Source organism: Microbacterium saccharophilum (genome assembly GCF_007992455.1).
Taxonomy (GTDB): Bacteria; Actinomycetota; Actinomycetes; order Actinomycetales; family Microbacteriaceae; genus Microbacterium; species Microbacterium saccharophilum.
In genome coordinates this window covers 40,227-64,407 of record NZ_BKAH01000012.1, presented here as the reverse complement: position 1 = coordinate 64,407, position 24,181 = coordinate 40,227, and the positions used below count along the sequence as shown (strand labels likewise).

The 24,181-nt window shown below is 70.8% G+C and carries 25 protein-coding genes and 2 tRNA genes; 8 read left to right on the top strand and 19 right to left on the bottom strand.

Features of this window, described 5'->3' with window-relative positions; translation table 11 throughout:
* Nucleotides 1-3: 3 nt before the first annotated feature.
* The 4 genes from tyrS to argH form a co-directional block, all read right to left on the bottom strand.
* Nucleotides 4-1,311 (bottom strand): tyrosine--tRNA ligase, encoded by a 1,308-nt coding sequence (gene tyrS / locus MSA03_RS11730; RefSeq protein ID WP_147051137.1) that lies wholly within the window; start codon nt 1,309-1,311, stop codon nt 4-6.
* A gap of 66 nt (nt 1,312-1,377) precedes the next feature.
* The gene (locus MSA03_RS11725; RefSeq protein ID WP_147051136.1) at nt 1,378-2,073 is read right to left on the bottom strand and encodes a hypothetical protein; all 696 of its coding nucleotides are present in this window, start codon (nt 2,071-2,073) and stop codon (nt 1,378-1,380) included.
* Complete coding sequence (locus MSA03_RS11720) at nt 2,070-2,717, bottom strand: SatD family protein (RefSeq protein ID WP_028496922.1); 648 nt, start codon at nt 2,715-2,717, stop codon at nt 2,070-2,072. Before MSA03_RS11720 ends, MSA03_RS11725 begins: the two co-directional genes overlap by 4 nt.
* Before the next feature lie 72 nt (nt 2,718-2,789).
* The gene (argH, locus tag MSA03_RS11715) at nt 2,790-4,220 is read right to left on the bottom strand and encodes an argininosuccinate lyase (RefSeq protein ID WP_028496923.1); all 1,431 of its coding nucleotides are present in this window, start codon (nt 4,218-4,220) and stop codon (nt 2,790-2,792) included.
* Nucleotides 4,221-4,317: 97 nt separating this feature from the next.
* Here argH and MSA03_RS11710 point away from each other — a divergent pair, with 97 nt between their 5' ends.
* Together MSA03_RS11710 and MSA03_RS11705 are read left to right on the top strand one after the other, a co-directional pair.
* Nucleotides 4,318-5,280 (top strand): TIGR03885 family FMN-dependent LLM class oxidoreductase, encoded by a 963-nt coding sequence (locus tag MSA03_RS11710; protein ID WP_147051135.1) that lies wholly within the window; start codon nt 4,318-4,320, stop codon nt 5,278-5,280.
* A complete protein-coding gene (locus MSA03_RS11705; protein WP_147051134.1) occupies nt 5,277-6,938 on the top strand; it encodes an alpha-amylase family protein in 1,662 nt (553 codons plus the stop codon). The genes MSA03_RS11710 and MSA03_RS11705 overlap by 4 nt, the downstream gene beginning before the upstream one ends.
* A gap of 3 nt (nt 6,939-6,941) precedes the next feature.
* Here MSA03_RS11705 and MSA03_RS11700 read toward each other — a convergent pair whose 3' ends face one another.
* Nucleotides 6,942-7,289 carry a hypothetical protein gene (locus tag MSA03_RS11700; protein WP_028496926.1) on the bottom strand — a complete coding sequence of 116 codons (348 nt, stop codon included), beginning with the start codon at nt 7,287-7,289 and terminating at the stop codon, nt 6,942-6,944.
* Between the two features lie 43 nt (nt 7,290-7,332).
* Complete coding sequence (locus tag MSA03_RS11695) at nt 7,333-7,887, bottom strand: MarR family winged helix-turn-helix transcriptional regulator (RefSeq protein ID WP_147051133.1); 555 nt, start codon at nt 7,885-7,887, stop codon at nt 7,333-7,335.
* A 151-nt stretch (nt 7,888-8,038) separates the two neighbouring features.
* Here MSA03_RS11695 and MSA03_RS11690 point away from each other — a divergent pair, with 151 nt between their 5' ends.
* From MSA03_RS11690 to MSA03_RS11680, 3 genes are all read left to right on the top strand, one after another.
* The gene (locus tag MSA03_RS11690) at nt 8,039-8,371 is read left to right on the top strand and encodes a hypothetical protein (RefSeq protein ID WP_028496928.1); all 333 of its coding nucleotides are present in this window, start codon (nt 8,039-8,041) and stop codon (nt 8,369-8,371) included.
* 115 nt (nt 8,372-8,486) lie between these two features.
* Nucleotides 8,487-9,377: an aldo/keto reductase gene (locus MSA03_RS11685; protein ID WP_147051132.1), complete on the top strand. Its 891-nt coding sequence runs from the start codon at nt 8,487-8,489 to the stop codon at nt 9,375-9,377.
* Between the two features lie 75 nt (nt 9,378-9,452).
* Complete coding sequence (locus tag MSA03_RS11680; protein WP_147051131.1) at nt 9,453-10,865, top strand: MBL fold metallo-hydrolase RNA specificity domain-containing protein; 1,413 nt, start codon at nt 9,453-9,455, stop codon at nt 10,863-10,865.
* Between the two features lie 33 nt (nt 10,866-10,898).
* On the opposite strand, the gene MSA03_RS11675 is transcribed toward MSA03_RS11680, so the two are convergent.
* From MSA03_RS11675 to MSA03_RS11665, 3 genes are all read right to left on the bottom strand, one after another.
* A complete protein-coding gene (locus tag MSA03_RS11675) occupies nt 10,899-11,408 on the bottom strand; it encodes a COG4315 family predicted lipoprotein (protein WP_147051130.1) in 510 nt (169 codons plus the stop codon).
* A gap of 66 nt (nt 11,409-11,474) precedes the next feature.
* The gene (locus tag MSA03_RS11670) at nt 11,475-12,155 is read right to left on the bottom strand and encodes an anti-sigma factor family protein (protein ID WP_147051129.1); all 681 of its coding nucleotides are present in this window, start codon (nt 12,153-12,155) and stop codon (nt 11,475-11,477) included.
* Nucleotides 12,152-12,658, bottom strand: a complete 507-nt coding sequence (locus MSA03_RS11665) for a sigma-70 family RNA polymerase sigma factor (protein WP_028496938.1) — start codon at nt 12,656-12,658, stop codon at nt 12,152-12,154. Before MSA03_RS11665 ends, MSA03_RS11670 begins: the two co-directional genes overlap by 4 nt.
* Nucleotides 12,659-12,753: 95 nt before the next feature.
* Between MSA03_RS11665 and MSA03_RS11660 the strand changes: the two genes are divergently transcribed.
* Entirely contained in the window at nt 12,754-13,245 is a 492-nt protein-coding gene (locus MSA03_RS11660; protein WP_147051128.1) for a DUF2231 domain-containing protein, read from the top strand.
* Between the two features lie 64 nt (nt 13,246-13,309).
* On the opposite strand, the gene MSA03_RS11655 is transcribed toward MSA03_RS11660, so the two are convergent.
* The 4 genes from MSA03_RS11655 to MSA03_RS11640 all read right to left on the bottom strand — a co-directional run bounded on the left by MSA03_RS11655 (nt 13,310) and on the right by MSA03_RS11640 (nt 15,761).
* A tRNA-Met gene (locus MSA03_RS11655) sits at nt 13,310-13,383 on the bottom strand.
* A gap of 22 nt (nt 13,384-13,405) precedes the next feature.
* Nucleotides 13,406-13,477, bottom strand: a tRNA-Thr gene (locus tag MSA03_RS11650).
* Nucleotides 13,478-13,540: 63 nt separating this feature from the next.
* Nucleotides 13,541-14,752 (bottom strand): M23 family metallopeptidase, encoded by a 1,212-nt coding sequence (locus MSA03_RS11645; protein ID WP_147051127.1) that lies wholly within the window; start codon nt 14,750-14,752, stop codon nt 13,541-13,543.
* A 217-nt stretch (nt 14,753-14,969) separates the two neighbouring features.
* Entirely contained in the window at nt 14,970-15,761 is a 792-nt protein-coding gene (locus MSA03_RS11640) for an inositol monophosphatase family protein (protein ID WP_174799880.1), read from the bottom strand.
* A 32-nt stretch (nt 15,762-15,793) separates the two neighbouring features.
* Between MSA03_RS11640 and MSA03_RS11635 the strand changes: the two genes are divergently transcribed.
* Nucleotides 15,794-17,353, top strand: coding sequence for a phytoene desaturase family protein (locus MSA03_RS11635; protein ID WP_147051126.1), 1,560 nt, complete (start codon nt 15,794-15,796; stop codon nt 17,351-17,353).
* A gap of 3 nt (nt 17,354-17,356) precedes the next feature.
* Here MSA03_RS11635 and MSA03_RS11630 read toward each other — a convergent pair whose 3' ends face one another.
* Both MSA03_RS11630 and MSA03_RS11625 read right to left on the bottom strand, forming a co-directional pair.
* Complete coding sequence (locus MSA03_RS11630) at nt 17,357-18,382, bottom strand: hypothetical protein (RefSeq protein WP_244946409.1); 1,026 nt, start codon at nt 18,380-18,382, stop codon at nt 17,357-17,359.
* A 306-nt stretch (nt 18,383-18,688) separates the two neighbouring features.
* Nucleotides 18,689-19,312 (bottom strand): NADPH-dependent F420 reductase, encoded by a 624-nt coding sequence (locus tag MSA03_RS11625; protein WP_147051125.1) that lies wholly within the window; start codon nt 19,310-19,312, stop codon nt 18,689-18,691.
* A gap of 96 nt (nt 19,313-19,408) precedes the next feature.
* On the opposite strand from MSA03_RS11625, the gene MSA03_RS11620 reads away from it, so the two are divergent.
* Nucleotides 19,409-19,912 (top strand): MarR family winged helix-turn-helix transcriptional regulator, encoded by a 504-nt coding sequence (locus MSA03_RS11620; protein WP_051526381.1) that lies wholly within the window; start codon nt 19,409-19,411, stop codon nt 19,910-19,912.
* Here MSA03_RS11620 and MSA03_RS11615 read toward each other — a convergent pair whose 3' ends face one another.
* The 4 genes from MSA03_RS11615 to MSA03_RS11600 form a co-directional block, all read right to left on the bottom strand.
* Complete coding sequence (locus MSA03_RS11615) at nt 19,913-20,947, bottom strand: LLM class flavin-dependent oxidoreductase (protein ID WP_147051124.1); 1,035 nt, start codon at nt 20,945-20,947, stop codon at nt 19,913-19,915.
* Nucleotides 20,944-21,573 carry an alpha/beta hydrolase gene (locus tag MSA03_RS11610; RefSeq protein WP_147051123.1) on the bottom strand — a complete coding sequence of 210 codons (630 nt, stop codon included), beginning with the start codon at nt 21,571-21,573 and terminating at the stop codon, nt 20,944-20,946. Before MSA03_RS11610 ends, MSA03_RS11615 begins: the two co-directional genes overlap by 4 nt.
* A complete protein-coding gene (locus MSA03_RS11605; RefSeq protein WP_147051122.1) occupies nt 21,573-22,496 on the bottom strand; it encodes a VOC family protein in 924 nt (307 codons plus the stop codon). Before MSA03_RS11605 ends, MSA03_RS11610 begins: the two co-directional genes overlap by 1 nt.
* A gap of 369 nt (nt 22,497-22,865) precedes the next feature.
* A complete protein-coding gene (locus MSA03_RS11600; RefSeq protein ID WP_147051121.1) occupies nt 22,866-24,113 on the bottom strand; it encodes a site-specific integrase in 1,248 nt (415 codons plus the stop codon).
* Nucleotides 24,114-24,181 lie beyond the last annotated feature (68 nt).

Genomic DNA, 24,181 nt, shown 5'->3' with positions numbered 1-24,181 from the left:
GGCTCAGTCCTGGGTGACGAGCACGCCCGCGAGGCTCTTCTTGCCACGGCGCAGGATGGAGACGCCACCCGGCAGCGCGCCGGTGACGACGGCCGCTTCGTCGGCGACCTTGACGCCGTCCAGTGCGACGCCGCCTTGCGCGATCGCGCGCCGGCCCTCGCTGAGGCTCGCCACGAGTCCCGTGTCGACGAGGGCTTGCACGACGGACGTTCCGATCGGAGCGTCGGCATGGGGCAGTTCCTCGAGCGCGGTGCGCAGCGTCTCGGCATCCAGCGTCGTCAGGTCGCCCTGGCCGAAGAGGGCCTCGGATGCGGCGATGACCTTCGCCGTCGCGTCGAGTCCGTGCACGGTCGCCGTCACCTCCAGCGCGAGCCGCTTCTGCGCGGCGCGGCGGAAGGGCTCCTCCGCGACGAGCTTCTCGTAGTCGGCGATCTCCGCACTCGTCAGGAACGTGAAGACCTTGAGCCGGGAGATGACGTCGGCGTCGTCGGTGTTGAGCCAGAACTGGTACATCCGGTACGGGCTGCACATGGCCGGGTCGAGCCAGATCGCGTTGCCCTCGCTCTTGCCGAACTTGGTGCCGTCGCTGTTCGTGATCAGCGGCGTGCCGATCGCGTGCACGGCGGCGCCCTCGACGCGATGGATGAGATCCACTCCGCTCGTGAGGTTCCCCCATTGATCGCTGCCACCGGTCTGGAGCATGCAGTCGTACGACCGGAAGAGCTCGAGGTAGTCCAGGCCCTGGAGGATCTGGTAGCTGAACTCGGTGTAGCTGATCCCCGCGTCGGAGTTGAGCCGTGCCGCGACGGCATCCTTCTTCAGCATCGTGCCGACGCGGTAGTGCTTGCCGATCTCGCGCAGGAAGTCGATGGCCGACAGCGGCGCGGTCCAGTCGAGGTTGTTGACCACGCGCGCGGCGTTGTCACCCTCGAAGCTCAGGAACCGCTCGATCTGGGAGCGGAGGTAGCCGACCCACTCCGCGACGGTGTCCTTCGTGTTGAGCGTGCGCTCGGCCGAGGGCCGCGGGTCGCCGATGAGTCCCGTGGACCCGCCGACGAGCCCGAGCGGCTTGTGCCCGGCCAGTTGCAGGCGTCGCAGCAGCAGAAGCTGGACCAGGTTTCCGAGGTGCAGGCTCGGGGCTGTGGGATCGAAGCCGCAGTAGTACGTGATCGACTCTCCGCCGAGCAGTGCGCGCAGCGCATCCTGGTCGGTGGACACATGGACCAGACCGCGCCAGACCACCTCGTCCCACACGTTCTCGAACGCGGGGTCGTTGGCGACGACGGCAGTCGTCAAGGCTTCGGATGACACGCGATTCAGGCTATCAGCGGCGGGCGGGCGCCCCGCGCGGCGCGACCGCCGGGCGGCCGTCCCCGCTCAGACGCCGCCCCACCAGACGAGGAACGCCGCGACCAGGGCGGTGACCCAGCTGACGAGGCTGCCCACGAGGAAGTACTCCGCTCGCGTGCCGCCGTCGCCGTCGCGGGAGATCTCCGGGAAGCGCACGATGCCCTTGGCCGCCAGGACGGCTGCCAGCAGTGTGAAGGCGCCGGTGAGCGTGAGGGCGAAGACGAGTGCGCGCTCGAGCGGGCCGATCAGCCGGCCGCCTTGCAGCGCCTGCCGGTCCTCCTCCGCGGGCACGTCGCCGCCGCGAAGGGCGGCGCGGACGATGACGTTGCCGGATTCGAGCAGGAACACGACCGCCCCGAGGACGAGCACGGCCACGTCCAGGCTCACGGCGCCGAGCGGAGAGCGCTCCGGCCACAGGGCGCCGAGCGGGCCCTGCGCGGCGCGCGCACCGGTGTGCGCGACGGCGGCGACGCACACCGCGGCGACGAGGACGACGGGCCAGAGTCCGGCCCTGCCCCCGCGCCGTTCCGGGGTGGACAGCACCCACACGGCGGCGACGGCGAACCCGACGAAGCTCCACACCGCGGCGTCCGCGCCGGCGGAGCCGAGCAGCACGAGGAGCGCGGCGACGGCGAAGAACGCGACCCTCCAGCCCCGGGCGGCGTACAGCCGGATGAGGTCTGCGATGCCGACGCAGAGCAGCACGACGCCCGCGCCGATCATCGGGCCGTCTCCTCCTGCAGCGCCTGGAACCCGGCCACGACCGGGGCCGCTCCGGAGCCGGCCAGTGCCTGCGACACGGCGGACTGCGTGATGCCTTCCGCCCGGGCGAGTTCGCGCTGCGTCACGCCGAGACAGCGGCCGTAGGCGAGGCGCCGCGCGCGCCCGGTCATCGCGCCGACGATCTCGTCGCGCGCGAGCAGGTACGCGTTGGCGTAGAGGATGTCCGCGGCCATGTCGGCATCCTCCCCCGGGGCTCCGACGATGCGCGTGCGCGCGCTCGGCACGGCGCGGTCTTCCAGCCGGTGCACCTGCTCGATCGCGTCGCGCGCCGCCCACCAGCCGGGACCGTCTGAGATCGCGCCCTGCGCCGAGGCGACGGCGGCGACCTCGCCCACGCCGATGCCGAATCGGCACTGGATGCCGTCGGGGAGCGCGAGCTGCAGCAGGAGGAGCGACCGCAGAGCGGCCGGAAGCGAGGCGTAGACGCCCTGGAACTCGTCTCCCACCGTGGCCGTGAGGGCGCGGGCTGCCGCGGGATGCTCCCGCTCGACGCGCGCGATGGCGGCCTCGATCGCGCGCTGCGCGGCATCCCGATCCGGCAGATCGCGCGAGCCGACGATGTCGGCGATCACGGCGATGCTCATGGGATAAGCATAACGCTTATCAGTGATGAATATCAGTCTTGAGCTTATACCTCAGAGATATCAGGAGATAGCTCAGAGTCCGAGCGCGTGCACGGCCGCCTGCGCGCGGGCGGTGAGCTCCGCGCGCTGCTCCGTGACGCGGACGGGTGCCGTACCGCCGGCGCCGGTGCGGCTCGAGACCGACCCGTCGACCGTCAGCACCTCGCGGACGGCCGGTGTCAGATGCGCGGACACCTTCTCCAGAAGCTCGTCGTCGGCATCCTCCAGCCCGATCCCGCGGCTTTCGCACGCCTGCACGAGGGCGCCCGAGACCTCGTGCGCGTCCCGGAACGGCACGCCGCGCTTGACGAGCCACTCGGCGACGTCCGTGGCGAGGGAGAAGCCCTCCGGCGCGAGCGCCGCCATCCGCTCCGTGTCGAAGCGCAGCGTGGCGATCATCCCGGCGAAGGCGGGCAGTACGACCTCCAAGGTGGTGACGGAGTCGAACACCGGCTCCTTGTCCTCCTGCAGATCGCGGTTGTACGCGAGCGGGAGGCCCTTCAGCGTGGCCAGGAGCCCGGAGAGGTTGCCGATCAGACGGCCCGCCTTGCCGCGCGCGAGCTCGGCGATGTCGGGATTCTTCTTCTGCGGCATGATGCTCGAGCCCGTCGAGTAGCCGTCGTCGAGCGTGACGAACCCGAACTCGCGGGTGTTCCAGAGGATGACATCCTCCGCGAAGCGCGACAGGTCGACGCCGATCATCGCGGCGATGAAGGCGAACTCCGCCACGACGTCACGCGCGGCCGTGCCGTCGAGGGAGTTCTCAGCGGGGCGGGCGAGCCCGAGCTCGGAGGCCACGAGCTGCGGATCGAGGCCCAGCGTGGCACCGGCGAGCGCTCCCCCGCCGTACGGCGAGACGCTGGCGCGCGCCGCCCAGTCGCGGAGGCGCTCCAGATCGCGCACGAGCGGCCACGCATGGGCCTGCAGGTGGTGGGCGAGGAGGATCGGCTGGGCGTGCTGCAGGTGCGTCCGGCCCGGCATGACCGCGGTCGGGTGTGCTTCAGCCTGCGCCACGACCGCGTCGATGACGCGCAGGATGTCCCGTGCGATCACCCGCGCGTGGTCGAGCAGATACATGCGGACGAGCGTCGCGATCTGATCATTGCGGCTCCGCCCCGCGCGCAGCTTGCCGCCGAGCTCGGGTCCGATCTCCGCGATGAGGGCCGCCTCGAGGGCGCCGTGCACGTCCTCGTCGCCGGGCTGTGCGACCAGAGTCCCCTCCTGGATGGCACGAGCCAGGGCGTCGAGCCCGGCGTGCATGCCCTCCTCCTCGTCGACGGTCAGGTACCCCGCGGCGGCGAGCGCCTTCGCGTGGGCGTGCGACCCGGCGAGGTCGTAGAGGGCCAGGACCCAGTCGAAGTGGGTCGACCTGCTGAGGGCCACCAGCTCGGGCGACGGTCCGGATGCGAACCGTCCTCCCCACAGCGCGCCGGCGTTCGTTCCCTCGGCCTTGCTCTCAGTCACAGCGCCAGCCTACCGGGGCCGGTCAGCCCATAAACCGACCGCACCCCTCGGCGCAAGAGCCTTGAGCACTCCCTGCGCACACCGCAGACTCGCCCGCATGGTGCTCATCGGATTCCATGCCTCCCATGAACAGCTCCCGCCCGGCGCCCTGCTGGACGCGGTGGTCCGGGCCGAGCAGGCGGGCTTCGACGGCGCGATGTGCTCCGACCACCTCGCGCCGTGGGGCGTGCGGCAGGGCGAGTCGGGGTACGCGTGGAGCTGGCTCGGTGCGGCCCTGGCCTCCACCTCGTTCTCGCTCGGCGTCGTCACGGCGCCCGGGCAGCGGTACCACCCCGTGATCACGGCGCAGGCCATCGCGACGCTCGAGGAGATGTTCCCGGGCCGCTTCTGGGCCGCGCTCGGCAGCGGCGAGGCGATGAACGAGCACGTGACGGGCGACGCGTGGCCGCCCAAGTCGCGGCGCAATGAACGCCTCGCTCAGTCGGTCGAGGTGATCCGCGCGCTCCTGGCCGGCGAGGAGGTGACCCGCAGCGGCGAGATCGAGGTGCACCGCGCCCGGGTGTGGAGCCGGCCTTCCGCCCCTCCCCCGCTTCTCGGCGCCGCCGTCACCGCGGAGACGGCGGCGTGGGTCGCGGGCTGGGCGAACGGGCTCGCGACGGTCGCGCAGCCGCCCGACGTGCTGGCCGGCGTCATCCAGGCCTACCGGGATGCCGACGGCCCAGGCCCTCGCGTCCTCCAGGTGCACATCGCACTGGAGGACACCGATGACGCGGCGCTCGCCGTCACGCGCGATCAGTGGCGGCACAGCGTCATCCGCAGGTCGCTCTGGGACATCGAGCAGCCCGAGGACTTCGATGCGCTCGCCGGAGACCCCACGGACGAGGAGCTGCGCAACGGCGCCCTCGTCGGCAGCGATGGCGTGCAGATTGCGGAGCGCATCGCCGCGCTCGTCCGGCTCGGCTTCGACCGCGTCTACATCCACAGCATCGGACCGGATCAGGCCGCATTCCTGGAGCGCGCAGAGCGCGAGCTCCTCCCGGCCCTAAGGAGGAGCCTGTGAAGATCACCGACACGAGCGACCTGTGGTGGAAGTCCGCGGTGATCTACTGCCTCGACGTCGAGACCTACATGGATGACAACGACGACGGGGTGGGCGACTTCGCGGGCCTCGCGCGGCGCATCGACTACCTGGCGGACCTCGGCGTCACGTGCCTGTGGCTCATGCCGTTCTACCCGACCCCCGACCGTGACGACGGCTACGACATCAGCGACTTCTACGGGATCGACCCGCGGCTGGGCAACCACGGCGACTTCGTCGAGGTGATCCGCACCGCCCGCGACCGCGGCATGCGGGTCATCATCGACCTCGTCGTGAACCACACGTCCGACAAGCACCCGTGGTTCGTGTCGGCGCGGCGCAGTCGCACCTCCCCGTACCGCGACTTCTACGTCTGGCGCGACGAGCCGCCCGCGCAGGAGGAGCCGACGGTATTCCCGGGCGAGGAGGCGAGCGTGTGGGAGTACGACGAGCGCACCGGCCAGTACTTCCAGCACGTCTTCTACCGGCACCAGCCCGACCTGAACGTCGCGAACCCGCGTGTGCGCGACGAGATCGCCAAGACGATCGGGTTCTGGCTGGCGCTCGGCGTCTCGGGATTCCGCCTCGACGCGGTCCCGTTCTTCATCGAGCCGCCGGACGGGGTCGACGTCGGCGACCCGCACGAACTCCTCCGCGACCTGAAGCGCTTCCTGCAGCGCCGGGTCGGCGACGCCGCGCTGCTCGGCGAGGTCAACGTGCCCTACCGGGACCAGGTGAAGTTCTTCGGCGGACAGCGAGGCGGCGAGCTCGACCTGCAGTTCGACTTCCTCGGCATGCAGGCGCTGTACCTGTCCCTGGCCCGGCAGGATCCGGCGCCGCTCGTCAAGGCGCTGCGCTCCCGCCCCGACGTTCCGCCGGAGGCGGGCTGGGCGAACTTCGTGCGCAACCACGACGAGCTGACCCTGGACAAGCTGACGGAAGCCGAGCGCGAGGAGGTGTTCGAGGTCTTCGCGCCGGACGAGGCGCAGCGTGTCTACGGGCGCGGCATCACGCGACGACTGCCCACGATGCTCGGCGGCGACCCGCGGCGCATCCGGATGGTCTACAGCCTCCTGTTCTCGCTGCCCGGAACGCCGGTGCTGTTCTACGGCGAGGAGATCGGCATGGGGGAGAACCCGGAGATTCAGGGACGCACGTCGGTGCGCACGCCCATGCAGTGGTCGGACGGCAAGAACGGCGGGTTCTCGCGGGCGGCGCCGGGCCGGCTCGTGGCGCCGATCCCGACAGACGGCTACGCCCCGGAGCACGTCAACGCGCTGCATCAGCGCGCGGACGAAGGATCGCTGCTGCGGTTCATCCAGCAGCTCATCAAGCGCTATCGCACATCGTCGGAGATCGGGTGGGGCACACCCCGGGTCCTCGACCATGACGCGGCGGGCGTGCTCGCGCACGAGCTGCGCTCTGACGTCGGACGCATGGTGGCCCTGCACAACTTCAGCGACGTGCCGGTGCGCGTCGCCCTCGACCTCGGTGCGGTCGAGGAGGGCACGATGCTCCTCGACCTGCACGGAGCCGAACGGCTGCCGCTCGGGTCACGCGGACGCACCGAGGTCGAGCTGGAGGCTTTCGGCTACCGGTGGCTGCGGGTGGCGGCACCCGGCGACACGCGGATCAGCTGAGGGTCAGTCCTCGCCGCCGGCGGCCATGTACTCCTCCGACCGCTGCTGCAGGAAACGGCACAGCTCCGACACGACGGCGAGCTCCTGGGACAGGCGCATCGCACCGTCGGCGTCGAGCACCACCGCCGTGTCGCGGGCCTCGAAGGTGATCATCCAGTTCGTCGAACCCGGCGGCTCGGGCTGGATGTAGGTGATCGTCTGCGCGCTCATGAGCGTGATGCCGACGAGCCCCGTGTCGCCGCCCTCGCTGCCGTCCTGCGGCATCACCTTGAGGGTCTCCGCCATCGCATGGCCGAGGGTGTAGAACTCCTCGAGCCAGATCTCCAGCGTTTCCTTCGTACGGTATGGCATTCGCCCCGCCTCCTTCACCCAGCGACAAGGTCTCGACAGAGAACTATTTTCGCGTATTCCCCGCCGTGGGAGCACGTTTGCCCCCTGACACACCAGAGGCATGAGCATCGACCTCGTCGACCGCGGCACGCATGCGCTCCAGGAAGTCGATGATGACCTTCGCCTCCTCCGCCGTGATCCCGGCGGTCGCGTCGTGCATGCGCGTGTGCATCTGCCCGAGGGTCGCGCGGATCTCATCCTCCGTCTGCGACGTCGTCGTGATGATCACCTTGCGCCGGTCGGTGGGGTGCGGATGACGACGCACATGGTCGCTCCGCTCCAGCCGGTCCAGGAGCGCCGTGATGGATGCCGTGCTGAGGCCGAGGTACCGCGCCAGGTCGATCGGCGTGACCTGCTCGCCACGCCCGGTCGCTCGCGTGATGAAACGGAGGACGAGGAGCTCGTTCTCCCCCATCGCCATCGATTGCTGCGTGCGGCGCCGCATGGCGGTCTCCGCCGCCCGGTACATCCGCAGCGCCTCCAGCACGCCGACGCGCAACGCCCTCGTCTCGTCCTCGGGGTACCAGTAGGCGCGCGACGCCGGAACGGTCTCGGTCATGCGCGGCCCCACATCCCTTCGCCCCGGGTGGACGACGTGCGATGACTATATCGGACTTGCGAGTAACTCAGTTAGCAAGTAACTTACCAACCAAGTTACCAATCGGTCTCCACAGAGTCCGAGGTCGACCATCCGCCGGAAAGAGGCCCCGATGAGCGCTCCGCTGCTGCACTCCCTTCCCATCGTCACGTGGGCGCCCGTCGAGGACGGCCTCGTCGTCGGCAGCCGCCGCGGAGAGTTCGTGGGCTTCGTCGAATCCACGGCGGATGGCAGCTACGTCGCGTTCGATTCCCGCGCGCAGCCGATCGGCCGATACGAGACGCTCGCATCGGCCAAGGCGTCGACCGGGACGGTCAGCCCCGACCCGCGCACCGCGCGGCGTCGCCGCCGCGCCGAGCGCGCACTCTTCGCGGGGGCTACCGTGACCGGCGCGGTCGCGGGCATGATGGTGCTCGCGGCGGGCGTGCTGGCTCCCGGCTGGTGACGATCGCCTCAGACCGGAGCGGCTCACTGACTTCTGACCGCGCGCGGCGGCCCGTCTGAGAGAGTGGACGGACGCGACGATCAGCCCACGGGCATCCACGGACAGAGGAGTCACCGTGAACCAGCGCAGCATCGGAGAGTTCACCGTCTCCGCGATCGGCCTCGGCGGAATGCCCATGTCGATGAACAACGACCGCGTCTACCCGGAGCGCGCGGAGGCCATCGCGACCGTGCACGCCGCGCTGGAGGCCGGCGTCACGTTCATCGACACCGCCGACATCTACGCCCCCTCGTGGGAGGAGATGGGCCACAACGAGCGCATCGTGCGGGACGCGCTGCGTTCCTGGGACGGGGACACCTCCGGCATCCTCGTGGCGACGAAGGGCGGCATCACCCGGACCGCGGAGAAGGATTTCGGGCGCGACGGTTCCCTGGCCTACCTGCGCTCGGCGGTCCAGCGGTCGATGGAGAACCTCGGCGTCGACGTCATCGACCTGTACCAGTACCACCGCCCGGACCGCTGGATGGTCTACGGCGAGATCATGGAGAACCTCAAGACCCTGCAGGCCGAGGGCCTCATCCGCGCCGTCGGCATCTCGAACGCGAGCGTCGAGGAGATCGAGATCGCGCAGCAGGTGCTGGGCGAGGGCAACCTCACCAGCGTGCAGAACGAGTTCTCGCCGCGACACCCCGGCAGCTACGGGGAGCTGAGGTACTGCGACGCCCACGGCATCGCGTTCCTGCCCTGGAGCCCGCTCGGCGGCACCGGCGGCGGCGGCCGCACCGTCGGCGACCGCTTCACCGTCTTCCGTGAGATCGGCGAGCGGCACGGCGTGAGCCCGCAGCAGGTCGTGCTCGCGTGGGAGCTCTCGCTCAGCCCGCTCGTCGTCCCGATCCCGGGCGCCCGCCGCCCCGCGTCGATCGCCGATTCGGCGAAGGCCGCCGACCTGCGGCTGAGCGACGAGGAACGCGCCCGCTGCTCGGCGAGCGTCGGCATCGAGGTCTGAGGGTCTGCGGCTTCGAGTGAAGCCGACGTGACGATGGTCCCGCCCCCGCCAGCGGGCGGCCGACAGGCTGAGGTCATGAAGGACGTGACGGCCGCGCCGCGCGGCACCGATTCCCCGACCCTGTCGTTCTTCGGCGCGGCGGATTCGGTGACCGGCTCTCGGTACCTCGTGCAGAACGGGTCTTTCCGCATGCTGGTGGACTGCGGGCTCTTCCAGGGGTTCAAGGTGCTCCGTGAGCGGAACCGGGCTCCGTTCCCGGTGCGCCCGGATTCTGTCGACGCCGTCGTCGTCAGTCATGCGCATCTGGATCATTCGGGCTATCTACCGGCGCTGGTGCGCGACGGCTTCGCCGGGCGGATCTACGCCAGCGAGGGCACCCTCGAGCTGTGCCGGATCATGCTGCCCGACAGCGGTCACCTGCTCGAGGAGGAAGCCCGCTTCGCCGCGAAGCACTTGTGGTCCTCGCACGCCGACCCGCGGCCGCTGTACACGGAGGCGGATGCCCAGCGGGCTCTGGACCGGTTCGAGATCCTCCCCGAAGGCGAGGAGCGCTCGCTCGGTCCGGGCGTGGCCGTCCGGTTGGTCCCGGCCGGCCACATCCTGGGCGCCACGGGTGTGCGCCTGCGCGTCTCGGACCGTCTCGTGCACTTCACCGGGGACCTCGGCCGCTCCGACGACCCGCTGATGCGACCGCCGCATCCCTTCGAGCCGGCCGACGTCCTCGTGACCGAGTCCACCTACGGCGACCGGCACCATGGCGAGGTCGACCCGGAACGCGTGCTGGGTGACGTGGTCCGACGGGTCGTGCGCCGAGGCGGCGTCGTCCTCATCCCCGCGTTCGCGGTGGGCCGGACCGAGACGGTGCTGCTGCACCTGTCCCGGCTCCGCGAGCGGGGCGAGATCCCCGACGTGCCGATCTTCTTGAACAGCCCGATGGCGGTCAGCGTCGCGGACGTCTACTCACGGCATCCCGATCAGCACCGGCTGTCCCCGTCCGATGTGCGGCGGCTGTACGAGCTGGCCACACCCGTCCACACCGTCGATGAGTCGAAGCTGCTCAACCTGCGCGGAGGGCCGATGATCATCATCTCGGCGAGCGGCATGCTCACCGGCGGGCGGATACTCCACCACCTCACGGCCTACGGCCCCGACCCGCGGAACGCCGTCGTGCTGACCGGTTTCCAGGCCGGCGGCACCCGCGGGTCCGCCCTCCTCGGCGGTGCGACCGACGTGCGGATCTTCGGACGGGACGTTCCCATCCGCGCCGAAGTCGTCTCCATCGACACGATGTCGGCACACGCGGATGCCGAGGGGATCCTCACCTGGATGCGCGCGACGGCCTCACCGCCACGCGTCGTCTATGTCACGCATGGCGAACCGGCCGCGGCGGACGCCCTCCGCGCGCGGATCAAGCGGGAGCTCGGCTGGAACGTCCGCGTGCCCGAGCATCTGGCGACGGTGGGCCTGCCCGGGCCATCCTCGCCGTGAGGGAGTCTCCGCGACGCCCGATGCGTGCCCCGATCAGCCGCCGATCTTCTCCCCCGCGGGTGAGAGAACCCACCAGACGTCGTTGACACCCTGGCCGGCGGTGTCTCCGGCGGCCGAGTCCCCGGCGAAGTAGTACAACGGCCAGCCGTTCAGGGTGATCTGCTTCTTCCCGTCCGGCGAGTCGATCGTCGCGACCTCTCCCGTGACACCGTCGACGACCGGCGTGGCGCTGTCCGTCGTGACGATCGGCCAGTTCGCGAGGCACTGGCCGGTGCAGGCGCTCGTGGCCGTCCCCTGCGTGTCGTTGTCGAACATGTACACCGTCATGCCTTCCCCATCCACGACGATCGTCCCGAGGGACGACTCGGCGAGCATGAGAGCGGCATCCGAGGACATGCCGTCGTCTGTGGGTTCGGCACTCGGACTGGAGTCGGGCGGCGAGGACGACGCCCCGTCCCCTCCTGTTGTCGTCGAGCCGCTGCAGCCCGCGAGGGCGAGCATGAGCGCGAGGGCGGCGGCCCCCGCGGCGTGTCTGATCCGCATGGCACATCCTTCCGATCCGGCCGCGCACGCGGCCCTCCGGTGACACGACAGCGGACCGGGAATGGTTCACCCGACCGGGAGATCCCGGCGCATCAGCACCTCGCCGGTGGCCGTCCGGATCTCCACGGCGCGGATCTCGTCGACGGCCAGCGCCGTCGCCCCGCTCAGGGTCGAGGTCGTGCCGGGTCCTGCGCGCCACGTCGACACGGTCTCGTCCCCGGCGGGCCCGATCACAGCGAGCGCGTACACCCAGCCCCCGGGGGGCGCCTCGACGTCTCCCGCGGGATAGCGGCAATCCAGCTCGACTCGGGTCCCCCAGGCGACGTCCGTGAGCCGCACGGACGCCTCCAGCGACACATCGAGCACCTCCTCGAGGGCGAACGAGGTGGTCGGCCGGGTGGCCGAACCCAACGCGAGGGACGTGCCGACCGCCGCCGGGACGACGAGCGCGACGGCGGCAGCCGCGGCGATCCACCCGTTACGGCGTCTGCGACGGCGGCGTTCGCGGGCAAGGGAGATCAGCGCCGCGGGGCCGCCGGCATCCGGTCCGTGCTCGTCCAGGCGCGTCACGGCGTCCATGGTGACCCGCGACAGCAGGCCGACGGTCGGGGCGAGATCGGCGACGGCGGAACGGCACAGGGCGCAGTCCGCGAGGTGGGCCTCGAACAGGTGCCGCTCGGAGGTCGAGAGCGCCCCCAGGACATAGGCCGCATCCCACTCCGCGTACTGCGGGTGCTCCACGTTCATTGCGTGACCCCCCTCTCCTGGAACGCCAGCCGCAGCGCGCGCAGCGCGTAGTGCAGCCGGGACTTGACGGTGCCTTCGGGGACACCGAGCTCGACGGCGGCCTGCGCGATGCTGCGGCCGCCGTAATAGGCGGTGACGATCACGGCGCGATGCTCGGGGGTGAGCGTGGCGAGCGCCTCCTCGATGAGGATGGCCTCGAAGAGGGCGTCCGTGTCGTCGCTGCGCGCCCGCTCCGGCAGCTCGGAGACGGCCTGCTCGTGCCGGTGGTGCGCACTGCGCACCTCGTCGATGACGAGGTGCCGCGCCACCGTGAACAGCCAGGACCGCATCGTGGCGGGATCCTGCTCCAGGATGCGGGGGCTGCGCCATGCCCGCAGCAGCGTCTCCTGCACGACGTCGTCTGCCCCGGTGCGGTCCCCCGTCAGGTGCACGACGTACCGCCACACCGATCCGGCGTGCGCGTCGTAGAGCGCGGTGAGACGCGCCGCATCGTCCACGGGCATCGGTCACCTCCCTCGAAGAGGTCACGAGATACGCGCCCCGCCGGTTCATCCGGACGGAGGATGAACCAGATGGACCCGTACTCCGTGGTCCGAGTATGAACCTTCCGCAGACGGCTCTCGAGGTGTCCGGCCTCCCCCTTCACCCCCTGGTCGTGCACGCGGTGGTCATCCTCGTGCCGCTGACCGCGCTCGCGCTCGTGCTGGGCGCGCTGTGGCCTGCCGCGCGTACACGCCTCGGCCTCGTGACGCCGATCGCCGCGCTCGTGGTGCTGGTCCTCGTGCCGGTCACGGTGCTCGCGGGCGAGTCCCTGAAGGAGACGGTGGGGCCGCTTCCCACAGTCGAACGGCACGAGGGCTTCGGCCGGATGCTGATGCCGTGGGCGATCGCCCTGTTCGTCGTCGCGGCGGGGCAATGGGTGTGGCACCGCCGACCCCGCGCGCGGTTCGCGGAGTCCGCGCGCACCGCCGCGCGCGCGATCGACATCGCGCTGATCGTCCTCGCCGTCGTCGCCGCAGTGGGCAGCGCGGTCGTCGTCGTGCTCGCCGGGGAGTCCGGCTCGCGCGCGGTGTGGGGTTCGCTGGGCTGAGGCGGGCGGGCTCGGCCCGTCCCCGACACGACAAGACCCCCGGAAATCCGGGGGTCTTGATCTGTAGCAGGAGCGGGGCTTGAACCCGCGACCTCACGATTATGAGTCGTGCGCTCTAACCAGCTGAGCTACCCTGCCGCGTGACACAGGAGGTGTTACGAGCCCCGAGTCAGGATTGAACTGACGACCCCTTCCTTACCATGGAAGTGCTCTGCCACTGAGCTATCGGGGCGTGCTGCCCGCGTGCGGGCAACCAGAACAGGATACCAGAGGCGCGGCATCCCTCAGTACTCGATCAGCCCTTCGTGTGCTCGTACATCCACGCGATCGGGTCGGTGCGCGTCGTGCCGAGGAGCACCTCGAAGTGCAGGTGCGCACCGGTCGCCTTGCCGGTCGAACCCACCAGGCCGAGCACGTCACCGGTCGACACGCGGTCGCCGGTCTTCACCTTCAGGGAGTTGTACTGCATGTGCGCGTAACGGGTGGACACCGGCTGGCCGTCCACGACATGGTCGACGACGACGGTCACGCCGTAGTCGCCACCGCCCTCGGTCGCGATCCGCACCGTGCCGTTCGCGATCACGTGCACCTCCGCGCCCGCGCCCGGGGTCAGGTCGACCCCGCGGTGCGGCGAGGAGAACTGCGCGAGGTAGGACCCCGAGCCGTAGGCGGCGGAGATCGGCACGCCGACCGGGAACGGCCACTGGATCGGCGCCGTCGGGTCGCTGACCCACGTGCCGGCGAACTCCGTCACGCCGGAGGCCGCGGCGATGTCGGCCATCGAGGCGACGTCGTACGCTTCGGGCCGGTTGAGGGCGTCGGACTGCGTGTCGGATGCCGCGACGTACGCCTGGATCTCGTCCTGGGCCACCTCGGTGACGTGGGAGGCGACCGTGAGGTCTGCCGAGCCGTCGCTGACGGCGGCGACCGCGGATGCCGGCGTCGTGATCCCCACGGCGAGGAGGCCGACGACGCCCATGACGCCGAGGGAGAAGGATGCGGCGGCGACACGCTTGAACGTGGAGCGGCGGGATGCGGCCACCGGGGCGACGGATGCCGCGCTCACGGGCTGCGCGTCCTCCTCGGCGGTGCTGCTCGCGGCGCGCTGGACGGGAACCTCGGCGGTGAACGAGAAGAGGCGCGCGGCGCGCTCGAACTCGTCGACGAGGCAGTCGTCCTGCTCGCCCGTCTGCTCGGAAGCGGCGGTGAAGGCGGCGCCCGCGGGATTCCCGGTGTCCGCATCCGCCGGCGCATCCGACGGCGCCTGCTCGGTGCGGACCCGGCGTCGCGCCGGCGCAGCGGGAGCCGGCGCACTGGGTGCCGCGGCGGCGACGGCGACCTCGGCCCCGGCCACCTCGGCCTGCAGACTCTCGACGAGGACCTCCGCCAGAACCGTCTCGGCGAGGGAGATCGAGGACCCCTCGGCCCGGTCGGCGCCCGGAGCGGTCTCGACACCCACCGCGCCGTCCATCTCGGCCATCAGTCGACGCCATTCGGCACGCGTCATGGCGCCCTGCGACGCCGGGGCGGGCGCGGAGGGGCGACGGCTGCGGCGCGTGGGCGCGCTGTCAGCCACATGGGCGTCGAGGGTCAAATGCTGGCTCTCGGGTCGGCCGCTCGGGTAAGCGGGTGTTTCGGGGGGTCTAGACCGCTCTTCGCTTCGGGTGCAAAGGTAACGATCGGGTAAACACTACCGCGACAATCCTGAGAGCGCCATGAGCGACCTACCGATATACCGCGCGTGTGATCTGCTCGAAAAGTTCCGCTCCGGCGGCGATCGTCATGTCCCGGCCGGGGGCGCCGTGCGGCTCTCCGCCGAGGGTTCCGCCGGCCTCCGTGACGAGCAGTCCGCCGGCCGCGTGGTCCCACGGGTGCAGGCCTCGTTCGAAGTAGCCGTCGAGGCGCCCGGCGGCGACGTACGCCAGGTCCAGCGAAGCCGCGCCGGCGCGGCGGAGATCGCGGGCGAGCGGCATGACACGGCGCACCCGCGCCAGGTCGCCCTCGTGGGTCGCAGGGTCGTACCCGAACCCGGTGGCCAGCAGCGCACCGGCCGCGGAGGGCCCCGAGACCGCGAGCCGCTGGCCGCCGAGCCAGGCACCCCCGCCGCGGACGGCGTGGAAGAGCTCGTCATGCGACGGGTCGAACACGACGCCGACCAGCGGCATCCATTCGGCGGGGACGGGCTCGCCCGCGACGGCGGCGATGCTGACGGCGAAGTGCGGGATGCCGTACGCGTAGTTCACGGTCCCGTCGATCGGGTCGACGACCCACGTGACCTCGGTGCTGCCCCGCTCGGCGCCGGACTCCTCGCCGAGGAAGCCGTCGCCCGGCCGCTCCTCGGCGAGCCGGCGGCGGATGAGAGCCTCGACCTCGCGGTCGGCAGCCGTCACGATGTCGGCGACGGCCGACTTCGTCGCGGCGATCTCGACGCCCTCGAGGCGCCGGCGGACGGCGAGCGCCCCGGCCTCCCGAGCGATGTCGCGGGCCAGTTCGAGCAGCTCGTGCGCATCCACCATGGCTCTCACGGTACGCGCACTAGCGTGGTGGCATGACCGCACCGTACGACGTCGTCATCGTCGGCGGAGGGCACAACGCCCTCGTCGCCGCCGCGTATCTGGGCCGCGCGGGGAAGCGCGTGATCGTGCTGGAGCGGCTCGATCATCTCGGCGGTGCCGCCGTGTCGGAGCGACCCTGGGCCGGCGTCGACGCGCGCCTGTCGCGCTACTCGTACCTCGTGAGCCTGCTCCCCCGCCGCATCATCGACGACCTCGGCCTGAGACTGGATCTGCGCCGTCGCCGGTACTCCTCCTACACGCCGGATCCCGCCGATCCGCGTCGCGGCATCCTGGTCGACAACGGGGATGCCGCGGCCACCGCGGCGAGCTTCGTCCGCACGACCGGAGATGCCCGGGAGTCGGAGCGGTTCCGCGCGTTCTACGAACGCCTGCAGCCGCTGGCCGGCGCGCTCTTCCCGACGGTGACGGAGCCGCTGCGTCGCGAGTCGGAGGCGCGCGCGGAGGCGCCCGACACCGACCTGTGGGATGCCGTGACCCGGCGCCCGCTCGACGGCCTCCTCCGCGACTCCTTCGAGACCGACCTGGCGCGCGGCATCGCACTGACCGACGGGCTCATCGGCACGTTCGCAGCATCCGACGACCCCTCGCTCAGCCAGAACCGGTGCTTCCTGTACCACGTGATCGGCGGCGGGACGGGCGACTGGGACGTTCCGGTGGGCGGGATGGGGCAGGTCAGCGGCGCGCTCGAGCACGCGGCGCGTACGGCGGGCGCCGAGCTCCGCACCGGCGCGGTGGTCTCGTCCGTGTCCCCGGACGGCGAGGTCACGCTGGAGGACGGCGCCGTCATCGCGGGACGGCTCATCCTCAGCGGCGTCGGCCCGGCGGTGCTCGAGGGGCTCCTCGGGTCGCCGACGCCGGGCGGTCGGCCCGAGGGCGCGCAGGTGAAGGTCAACATGCTCCTTTCCCGCCTCCCCCGGCTCCGCGACGAGTCCGTCGGCCCGGAGGCGGCCTTCGCAGGCACGTTCCACATCAACGAGACGATGACCCAGCTGGATGCCGCGCACGACGCCGCGTCGGCGGGGCGCATCCCGGATCCGCTCCCCGCCGAGATCTACTGCCATTCGCTGACCGACCCCTCGATCCTCGGCGCCGAGCTCCGCGCCTCCGGCGCGCAGACGCTCACCCTGTTCGGATTGCAGGTGCCGCACCGCCTCGTCGCGGGTGCGGATGCCGACACGGTGCGCACGCAGCTGCTCGCCGCCGCACAGCGATCGCTGGACTCGGTGCTGGAGGAGCCGATCGCCGACTGCCTGTACGAGGCGCCGGACGGCACGCCGTGCATCGAGGCGCGGACCACCGGCGACCTCGAGCGGTCGCTCGCGATGGCCGGGGGCGACATCTTCCACGGCCCGCTCAGCTGGCCGTGGGTCGGCGACGATGATGCGCTCGAGACCCCGGCGCAGCGCTGGGGTGTCGAGACGGCGCACCCGCGGATCCTCGTCTGCGGGTCGGGGGCACGCCGCGGCGGCGCGGTCAGCGGCATCGGCGGCCACAACGCGGCGATGGCCGCACTGGAGATGCTCGGGCGCTGATCCCTACTGCGGAGGCGGCGGCGGGGGCGGGTAACCCTGGTACCAGGGCTGCGAGCCCTGCGGGGCTTGGTCCTGAGCCTGGTGCTGGGCCTGGTCCTGATTCCGGTCAGGGCTTTGGTCCGGCGCCGCCGACTCGACGTGCGGGCTCGGCTCGGACGGCGTGATCGCCGGGCCGGACGGGTCGGAGACATCGGCCGGCGTCGACGGCGAGCCTGCGCCGAACGGTGCGGGCTGACCGGCGATCGCGGCGGGGTACCCCTGCGGGTAGGTCGGGTGGCCGGTGTAGTACGCGTTCCAGTCCGGGCTGCCGTCGGGCATGACGGGCAGCGGCGTCGCGCCGTCGCCGTACGTCGGCCACTGCAGGGCGGCCGGCGCGCCGGCGTAGGAAGCGGCGACGGGCGCGGGGCGCTCCTTCTTCGGCGCGAACAGCGCGTTCACGAGCGGCACGAGCGCCGTGCCGACCGCAGCGAGGATCGCGAGCGCGACGACCACGCGCCAGTACAACGGCAGGAAGTCGACGTACTCCTCGACCATGAGCGGGACGATGAGCATGACCGCGAGGATGACGACGAGCGCGATCGTGACGTAGGTGACGATCGTCGTGAACGTCGTCTCGTGACGGGCATGCGCCTTGGAGAACAGCCGGACGTGCAGCAGTGCGGCCTGGACGATCAGCACGATCAGCAGGAACTTCATGAACCGCTCGGCGCCGTCGCCGAAGTATTCGTCGCGCTCCGGCATCCAGATGAGGAAGGCGCCCAGCAGGAGGATCAGCACCCAGCTGACCATGCTCGCCAGGGCGAACCAGGCCGGGCGGCGCGGGGCGAGGTTGGCCTCGAGGATCGCGATGCCGGCGAAGCCCGCGAGCAGCAGGATCGTCAGGAAGGCCTTGCCCACCATGCCGTTCGCGTCGCCGATGAGCACCCACACGACGCACACGATGGCCGCGGCGATGAGCGCCCCGATCGCCACCCAGATCGAGGAGCGCAGGAGCTTGCTGGAGTTCGGTGACGTGATCGGTTCGGTCATCGGGCGTCCTTCCACCGTCGCGGGTGCGCGTGGCCTCCATCCTGGCATGACGGCCGACCCGGCGCGGGAGCAGTCCCCAGGTACCCGGGCCGGCGCGTTTGGCCCGCGGCGAAAGGTCATCCGCGCCGGATGTTCATCCGCGCCGAATGGCGGGTGCGGGACCACGTCACCCGCACGTCGACGCGGATGAATCCTGAGGCGAAGGTTCATCCGCGCCGGCTTGCGGGTGAAGGCGCGGCCTACCCGCAGATCGGCGCGGACGAACGCCGCGGCGGGCGGCCCGGGAACCCGGGCCGCCCGGACGCATCAGGCGCGGACGGCGAACCCGCCGGTCCAGGCGACCTGCTCGCGGACGGCGAGCACCATCTGCAGGAAGCCGACGGCCTCCAGCTCACGCGCGCGCTTGAGGCTGCCCGCGTCGGCGACCGAGACGCCGCCGGCCGAGATGACCTCGGTGAGCTGCGCCTTCGCGGCGTCGTCGTCCCCCGCGATCACGACGGTCGTCGGCACGCCGCCGACCTCGCCGGAGAAGAGGGTCGCGGCGAAGTTGGTGTTGAACGCCTTGACGACCTTCGCGCCGGGCAGCGCGGCCCGCAGCTCTGCCGCCGCGGAGGAGTCGGCGGGGACGGTGAGTCCGTCGAACGTCGCGAAGTCCACCGGGTTCGTCACGTCGACGACCGTCGTGCCCTCGAGCTGCGAACCGTAGGTCGCGATGACGTCGGCGAGGGCCGGGTAGGGCAGCGCGAGGACGACGATGTCGCTGGTGAGCGCGTCGCCGAAGGCCGCGGACGTGCCGCCGACCTGCGCGGCGAGCTGCTGCGCCTTCGCCGCGTCGCGGGCGACGATCTGGACGGAGGCGGCGCCCTTCGCCGCGATGCCCGCGATCGCCGAGCCCATGTTGCCGGTTCCGATGACGGAGATGTTTGCCATGATGTCGTCCTCCACGTAGTAGAAAGTTGCAGGTGCAACTGTCTGATCCAACATGGTTGTAGATACATCTATTCCCGCCGATAGACTCGGATGGTCATGGCCTACCAGGTTCCGCGGATGGATGAGCTCGAGTCCCGAGCGTGGCTCGCGCTCGTCTGGACGTCGGAGCTGCTCCCGGCAGCCCTCGACGCGCAGCTGCAGGCAGACTCGGGCATCACGCACTTCGAGTTCATGGTGCTGAGCACATTGCAGCAGGCGAACGGCGCCGCGCTGCGGACGAAGGATCTCGCGGCGGCGGTGAACGCCACGATGCCCCGCCTGTCCCGCGTCGTCGGGAAGCTGGCCGAGCGCGGACTCGTCGAGCGTCTCGGCGGAGACGGCGATGCGCGGGTCGTCAACGTCCACCTGACGACCGCGGGGCGCCGGGAGCTGGTCCGCGCCGTCCCCGCCCACATCGCGCTCGTGAAGCAGCTCGTCATCGACCGGCTGTCGCCGACCGAGCTGACGGCCCTGGTCGGAGTGCTGGAGCCGCTCGTCGAACGCCTCGACCCGCAGAACCGGGTCGGGTTCGCGGCCGCGCAGCGGGCGTCGTCGGCCTAGTCAGCCGGCCGCCACGGCGCGGCGCACCTCCGGGAGCACCTCCGTGGCGAGCAGCTCGATCGAGCGCAGCGTGTCGCGCTGGCTGAGCCCGCCGAGCCCGACCTGCGCGAGGAAGCGCGTGTGACCGAGCATCTCGTGCTCCCACAGGATCTTGTCCACGATCTCGGCCGGGCTCCCCGCGAACAGCGCGCCGTCCGGGCCTGCCCAGGTGTCCAGCGTCGCCCGATCGAGCACGCCGCCGCGCGGCATGTTCTCGGCGAAGTACGCGGCGTAGTGCGGGAAGAACGCGTCCCGGGCCTCCTGCGTCGTCCGGGCCGCGAAGAAGTGGGAGGTGACGCCGAGCTTCGCGGCCGCATGCCCGGCAGCGGCGGCGGCGTCGCGGTGCAGGGCGGCGAGGTCACGGAAGCGCCGCGGGGCGCCCAGGATCGCGAGGTACATGGGCAGGCCGAGCGCGCCGGCCCGGACCGCCGACTCCGGCGTGCCGCCGACGGCGATCCACACCGGCAGCTCCTCCTGGAGGGGGCGCGGCCAGACGCCGGCATCCTGGAGCGGCTCCCGGGTCGTGCCCGACCAGGTCACGGGGTTCTCCGCGCGCACGGACAGCAGAAGGTCGAGGCGATCGTCGAAGTACTCGTCGTAGCGGCGCAGGTCCTGCCCGAACAGCGGGAACGACTCCACGTACGCGCCGCGCCCGGCGGTGAGCTCGGCCCGCCCGCCGCTCAGCAGATCGAGAGTGGCGAACTCCTCGAAGAGGCGCACCGGATCGGCACTGGAGAGCACGGTGACGGTGCTCGTCAGCCGGATGCGGTCCGTCTCCCGCGCGACGGCCGCGAGGACCATCTGCGGCGAGGAGACCGCGAAGTCGGGCCGATGGTGCTCGCCGACGCCGAACACGTCGAGGCCGGCCTGGTCGGCGACCCGGGCCCATTCCAGGATCTGCTCAAGACGGGCACGCGGATCTCCCGCTCCGCCCGCGCCACGGGTGAGCTCACCGAAGGTGAAGATGCCGATCTCGAACGGCGCGGCGGCGGTCACGGTGCGACAGCCGTGAGCTGCTGGGCCAGGAACGCGCGCACGTCCGCCGCTTCGCGCGCGTCGATGCCGTGCGCCAGGCCCGTGTAGGTGCGCGCGGTCGCGGTGGCGTGCGTCTGCAGCCAGGCCTCGGTGCGCTCGACGGCGGCCGCGGTCATGACCCGGTCCTGGTCGCCGCGGCCGGAGAAGACGGCGGGGCGGGACTGCCGCAGCGCCTCGTCGGCGGGTTGCACGGCCGATTGGACGAAGCCGCCGAGGATGACGGGCGCGAGGACGCGCTCCGGTGCCGTGCGGAGCAGTTGGGATGCCATCAGGCCGCCCTGCGAGAACCCGATCGGCACGACCCGAGCCGAGGCGGGAAGCGCCGCATCCACCCACGACCAGATCGCATCGGTCGCGGCGGCCACGGCTGCCGGGTCGGGGTTGCCGGGCTCCGTGATGCGGAACCAGGCGTGCGCGCCCGGCGCCAGCGCGATCGGTGCGCGCAGCGACGCCCAGGGCACTCCGGCCGGCAGCGCGGAGGCCAGTGCGACCAGGTCCCGCTCGTTCGAGCCGTAGCCGTGCAGGAACACGGCGACCGCCGTGGCGCGGGTGTCTTCCCAGTCCGGAGAGGTGACGGCGTGCAGCATCAGCGGGCGAGGATGTCGTCGACGGAGTCGTCGGGGAGGGCGACGGTGACCTGGGTGTCCCACGGGTCGGACAGCACGATGCGACGCCCGTGATCGGCGAAGGCGAGCTTGTGGTGGGTCAGTCGCGCGGCGAGCGCGTCGAGGTCGTCCCGGGTGGGGACCGTGATGGCGACGTCGCCCAGGCCCAGGCTGGCGGCCCGCGGACCCGCTCCCCCGCTGTTCCACGTGTTCATGGCGACGTGGTGGTGGTAGCCCCCGGCGGACGCGAAGAGGGCGCCGGGGTAGCCGGTGACGGTCGTCTCGAATCCGAGCGCGTCGACGTAGAACGCGCGTGCCGTGGGGATGTCGCCGACCTGGAGGTGCACGTGACCGACCTTGCCGGCGGCCCCGGCGACGCCGTTGACGGCATCCTCGGTCAGATGCCGCTGCAGGTACTCGTTCGGGTCGAGGTAGAGCGTGGACATCTGCAGCTCGCCGTTGACGTACTGCCACGCGTCGCGGGCGCGGTCGACGTAGAGTTCGATGCCGTTGCCCTCCGGGTCGGTGAAGTAGAACGCCTCGCTGACGAGGTGATCGCTCGAGCCGGTGAAGCGGCTGCGCGGGTCCTGCGCGGCGCGGAGCACTGTCGCGGCGAGCGCGGGCGCATCGTGGAACAGGAACGCGGTGTGGAACAGTCCCGCCTGGCGCGGGTCGACGGCGGGGAGTCCGGGCGTACCGACCAGACGCATCATCGGCGTCGTCCCTCGCCCGAGCACGCGGTGCACCTCGGCGCCGCGGGAGCGCTCCTCGAGGGGTTCGAGCGCCAGCGCGTTCGCGTAGTAGGACGACATGAGCTCGAGGTCGCCGACGCGCAGGGTGACGGCGTCCATCCCCGTCTGCGCGTTGAGGGTGCGGTCGGGGGTCGCGGTCTGCGGGTTCGTCATGGCTTTCTCCGGGAGTGCGGCGGATGTTCTGTTGTATCTACAACTGTATGGGCCGACGATTCATTCCCGCGGATGCCGGAGGAATGCGAAGAGCCGCCGGATCTCTCCGGCGGCTCTTGGGTGTGGTGGCGAGTGAGGGATTCGAACCCCCGAATGCAGTGCAGTCTGATTTACAGTCAGAGCGTGCGCTCACAATGCAGTTCAACTCAGTCTCTGGAAAGTGCTCCTGATCGCGACTTTTTCTGAACCTTGTTCCTGTCGCGTGCAACGCGAGATCAGCGCTGATCGACTGATCTGCACAACAGCGCGTGCAAATCGACGTCGTCGAGCACGACGACAGCGCGTCAGAGTCGGTCGCGAACGAGCGCATCACACGCTGCTGAACAGACGATCCGCGGTCGCGTTGGCGGCGTCGCGCTGCTCGCCGTCGATGACATGCGCGTAGTTCGAATAGAACGTGCGGAGATCGTGCCCGAGTCGCGCAGCAGCGACGTCAGGGCGCGTGCCCGCCTGAAGCATCTGCGTCGCGTGCGTGTGCCGCGTGCCGTGAAGAGAGATGCGCGGCAGGTCGAGATCGTGCGTTACGACTTCCCAGCGACGCGACACGTACTCAGGGCGAAACGGGCGACCGTCCGCGTACGTGAAGACGTGCAGATCGTCTTCACCCTGCCAGAGCGCGCCAGCGATCTCACGCTCATGATCCTGCATCGCGAACTGCTCGCGAAGAATCGCGATGTGCGCTGCGCCGAGTTCGACGTGTCGACGACCGTTCTCGGTCTTCGGTGACGCCTGCTGAAGAGAGCCGCTCCTCGTCGAGACGCGCGTCTCACGCACCCGCGCCACGCCTCGATCGAGATCAACGTTCGAACGACGCAAGCCAAGTAGTTCGCCGCGTCGCATGCCCGTCGTCAGCGCGAACTTCCACAGCGGGGCGAGACGGGTGCCCTCGACAGCAGCGAAGAACTCGCGAGTCTGCTCGACCGTCCATGCGGTGAGATCGCGCTTCTGCGAGGTCGGGAAGCGAAGCCCGCGCCCAGGGTTCGACATGATCAGTTCCTGATGCTCAGCAGCGGTAAACGCGCCCTGCACGACTGCGCCGATGCGACGCACCGTCACAGCGCCGCGAGTGAGCGTCAGATCGTCGACGAGACGCTGAACGTGCGCCCGTCTGATCTCGGTCATCTTCATCTTCGCGAGCGACGTCGAGCGCAGTTCGTCGACGTAGCGCCCGTACATGCCCGCCGTCGTCGCCTTGATGTCACCGCGCTGCACTCGCCCCTCGTGCCATTGCGCGAGCCAGTCGCCGAAGCGCAGCGCAGTGATCTGAGTGTGTCGCCCTTCAGAGTGAGCGGCACGCACCTTCGCTTCTGCTTGCTGCGCTGCGCGCTTCGTGTCGAACGTCGAGCGACGTTCCTGCAGTCGCTTGCCGCTGATCGGATCGGTGCCGAGCGAGAGCGCGAAGCCCCAGCGCGAACCGTCGTGCGGCTTGCCTGCTGCGCGTGCTCGTACGAGATCAGGGCACGCTGCTGCGATCTGATCGTCGCGAGGGTTCGCAGCGGGCAGATCACGGTAGCGCGTGCCGTCGCTCTTTGTGCAGTTGCATCGACTGAAGATCATCTGACTCTCCCGAGTTGCCTGTCTCTGAGCGGGATTCACTCAGTTGGGTATCTGATTCACGCTCAGCA

What these genes read in the sequence shown, in the direction of transcription:
- MSA03_RS11725 (WP_147051136.1), bottom strand. Translation starts at nt 2,073, where the DNA reads ATGATCGGCGCGGGCGTCGTGCTGCTCTGCGTCGGCATCGCAGACCTC.
- MSA03_RS11720 (WP_028496922.1), bottom strand. Translation starts at nt 2,717, where the DNA reads ATGAGCATCGCCGTGATCGCCGACATCGTCGGCTCGCGCGATCTGCCG.
- MSA03_RS11710 (WP_147051135.1), top strand. Translation starts at nt 4,318, where the DNA reads ATGGTGCTCATCGGATTCCATGCCTCCCATGAACAGCTCCCGCCCGGC.
- MSA03_RS11700 (WP_028496926.1), bottom strand. Translation starts at nt 7,289, where the DNA reads ATGCCATACCGTACGAAGGAAACGCTGGAGATCTGGCTCGAGGAGTTC.
- MSA03_RS11695 (WP_147051133.1), bottom strand. Translation starts at nt 7,887, where the DNA reads ATGACCGAGACCGTTCCGGCGTCGCGCGCCTACTGGTACCCCGAGGAC.
- MSA03_RS11690 (WP_028496928.1), top strand. Translation starts at nt 8,039, where the DNA reads ATGAGCGCTCCGCTGCTGCACTCCCTTCCCATCGTCACGTGGGCGCCC.
- MSA03_RS11680 (WP_147051131.1), top strand. Translation starts at nt 9,453, where the DNA reads ATGAAGGACGTGACGGCCGCGCCGCGCGGCACCGATTCCCCGACCCTG.
- MSA03_RS11675 (WP_147051130.1), bottom strand. Translation starts at nt 11,408, where the DNA reads ATGCGGATCAGACACGCCGCGGGGGCCGCCGCCCTCGCGCTCATGCTC.
- MSA03_RS11670 (WP_147051129.1), bottom strand. Translation starts at nt 12,155, where the DNA reads ATGAACGTGGAGCACCCGCAGTACGCGGAGTGGGATGCGGCCTATGTC.
- MSA03_RS11665 (WP_028496938.1), bottom strand. Translation starts at nt 12,658, where the DNA reads ATGCCCGTGGACGATGCGGCGCGTCTCACCGCGCTCTACGACGCGCAC.
- MSA03_RS11660 (WP_147051128.1), top strand. Translation starts at nt 12,754, where the DNA reads ATGAACCTTCCGCAGACGGCTCTCGAGGTGTCCGGCCTCCCCCTTCAC.
- MSA03_RS11645 (WP_147051127.1), bottom strand. Translation starts at nt 14,752, where the DNA reads ATGACGCGTGCCGAATGGCGTCGACTGATGGCCGAGATGGACGGCGCG.
- MSA03_RS11640 (WP_174799880.1), bottom strand. Translation starts at nt 15,761, where the DNA reads ATGGTGGATGCGCACGAGCTGCTCGAACTGGCCCGCGACATCGCTCGG.
- MSA03_RS11635 (WP_147051126.1), top strand. Translation starts at nt 15,794, where the DNA reads ATGACCGCACCGTACGACGTCGTCATCGTCGGCGGAGGGCACAACGCC.
- MSA03_RS11630 (WP_244946409.1), bottom strand. Translation starts at nt 18,382, where the DNA reads ATGACCGAACCGATCACGTCACCGAACTCCAGCAAGCTCCTGCGCTCC.
- MSA03_RS11625 (WP_147051125.1), bottom strand. Translation starts at nt 19,312, where the DNA reads ATGGCAAACATCTCCGTCATCGGAACCGGCAACATGGGCTCGGCGATC.
- MSA03_RS11620 (WP_051526381.1), top strand. Translation starts at nt 19,409, where the DNA reads ATGGCCTACCAGGTTCCGCGGATGGATGAGCTCGAGTCCCGAGCGTGG.
- MSA03_RS11610 (WP_147051123.1), bottom strand. Translation starts at nt 21,573, where the DNA reads ATGCTGCACGCCGTCACCTCTCCGGACTGGGAAGACACCCGCGCCACG.
- MSA03_RS11605 (WP_147051122.1), bottom strand. Translation starts at nt 22,496, where the DNA reads ATGACGAACCCGCAGACCGCGACCCCCGACCGCACCCTCAACGCGCAG.
- MSA03_RS11600 (WP_147051121.1), bottom strand. Translation starts at nt 24,113, where the DNA reads ATGATCTTCAGTCGATGCAACTGCACAAAGAGCGACGGCACGCGCTAC.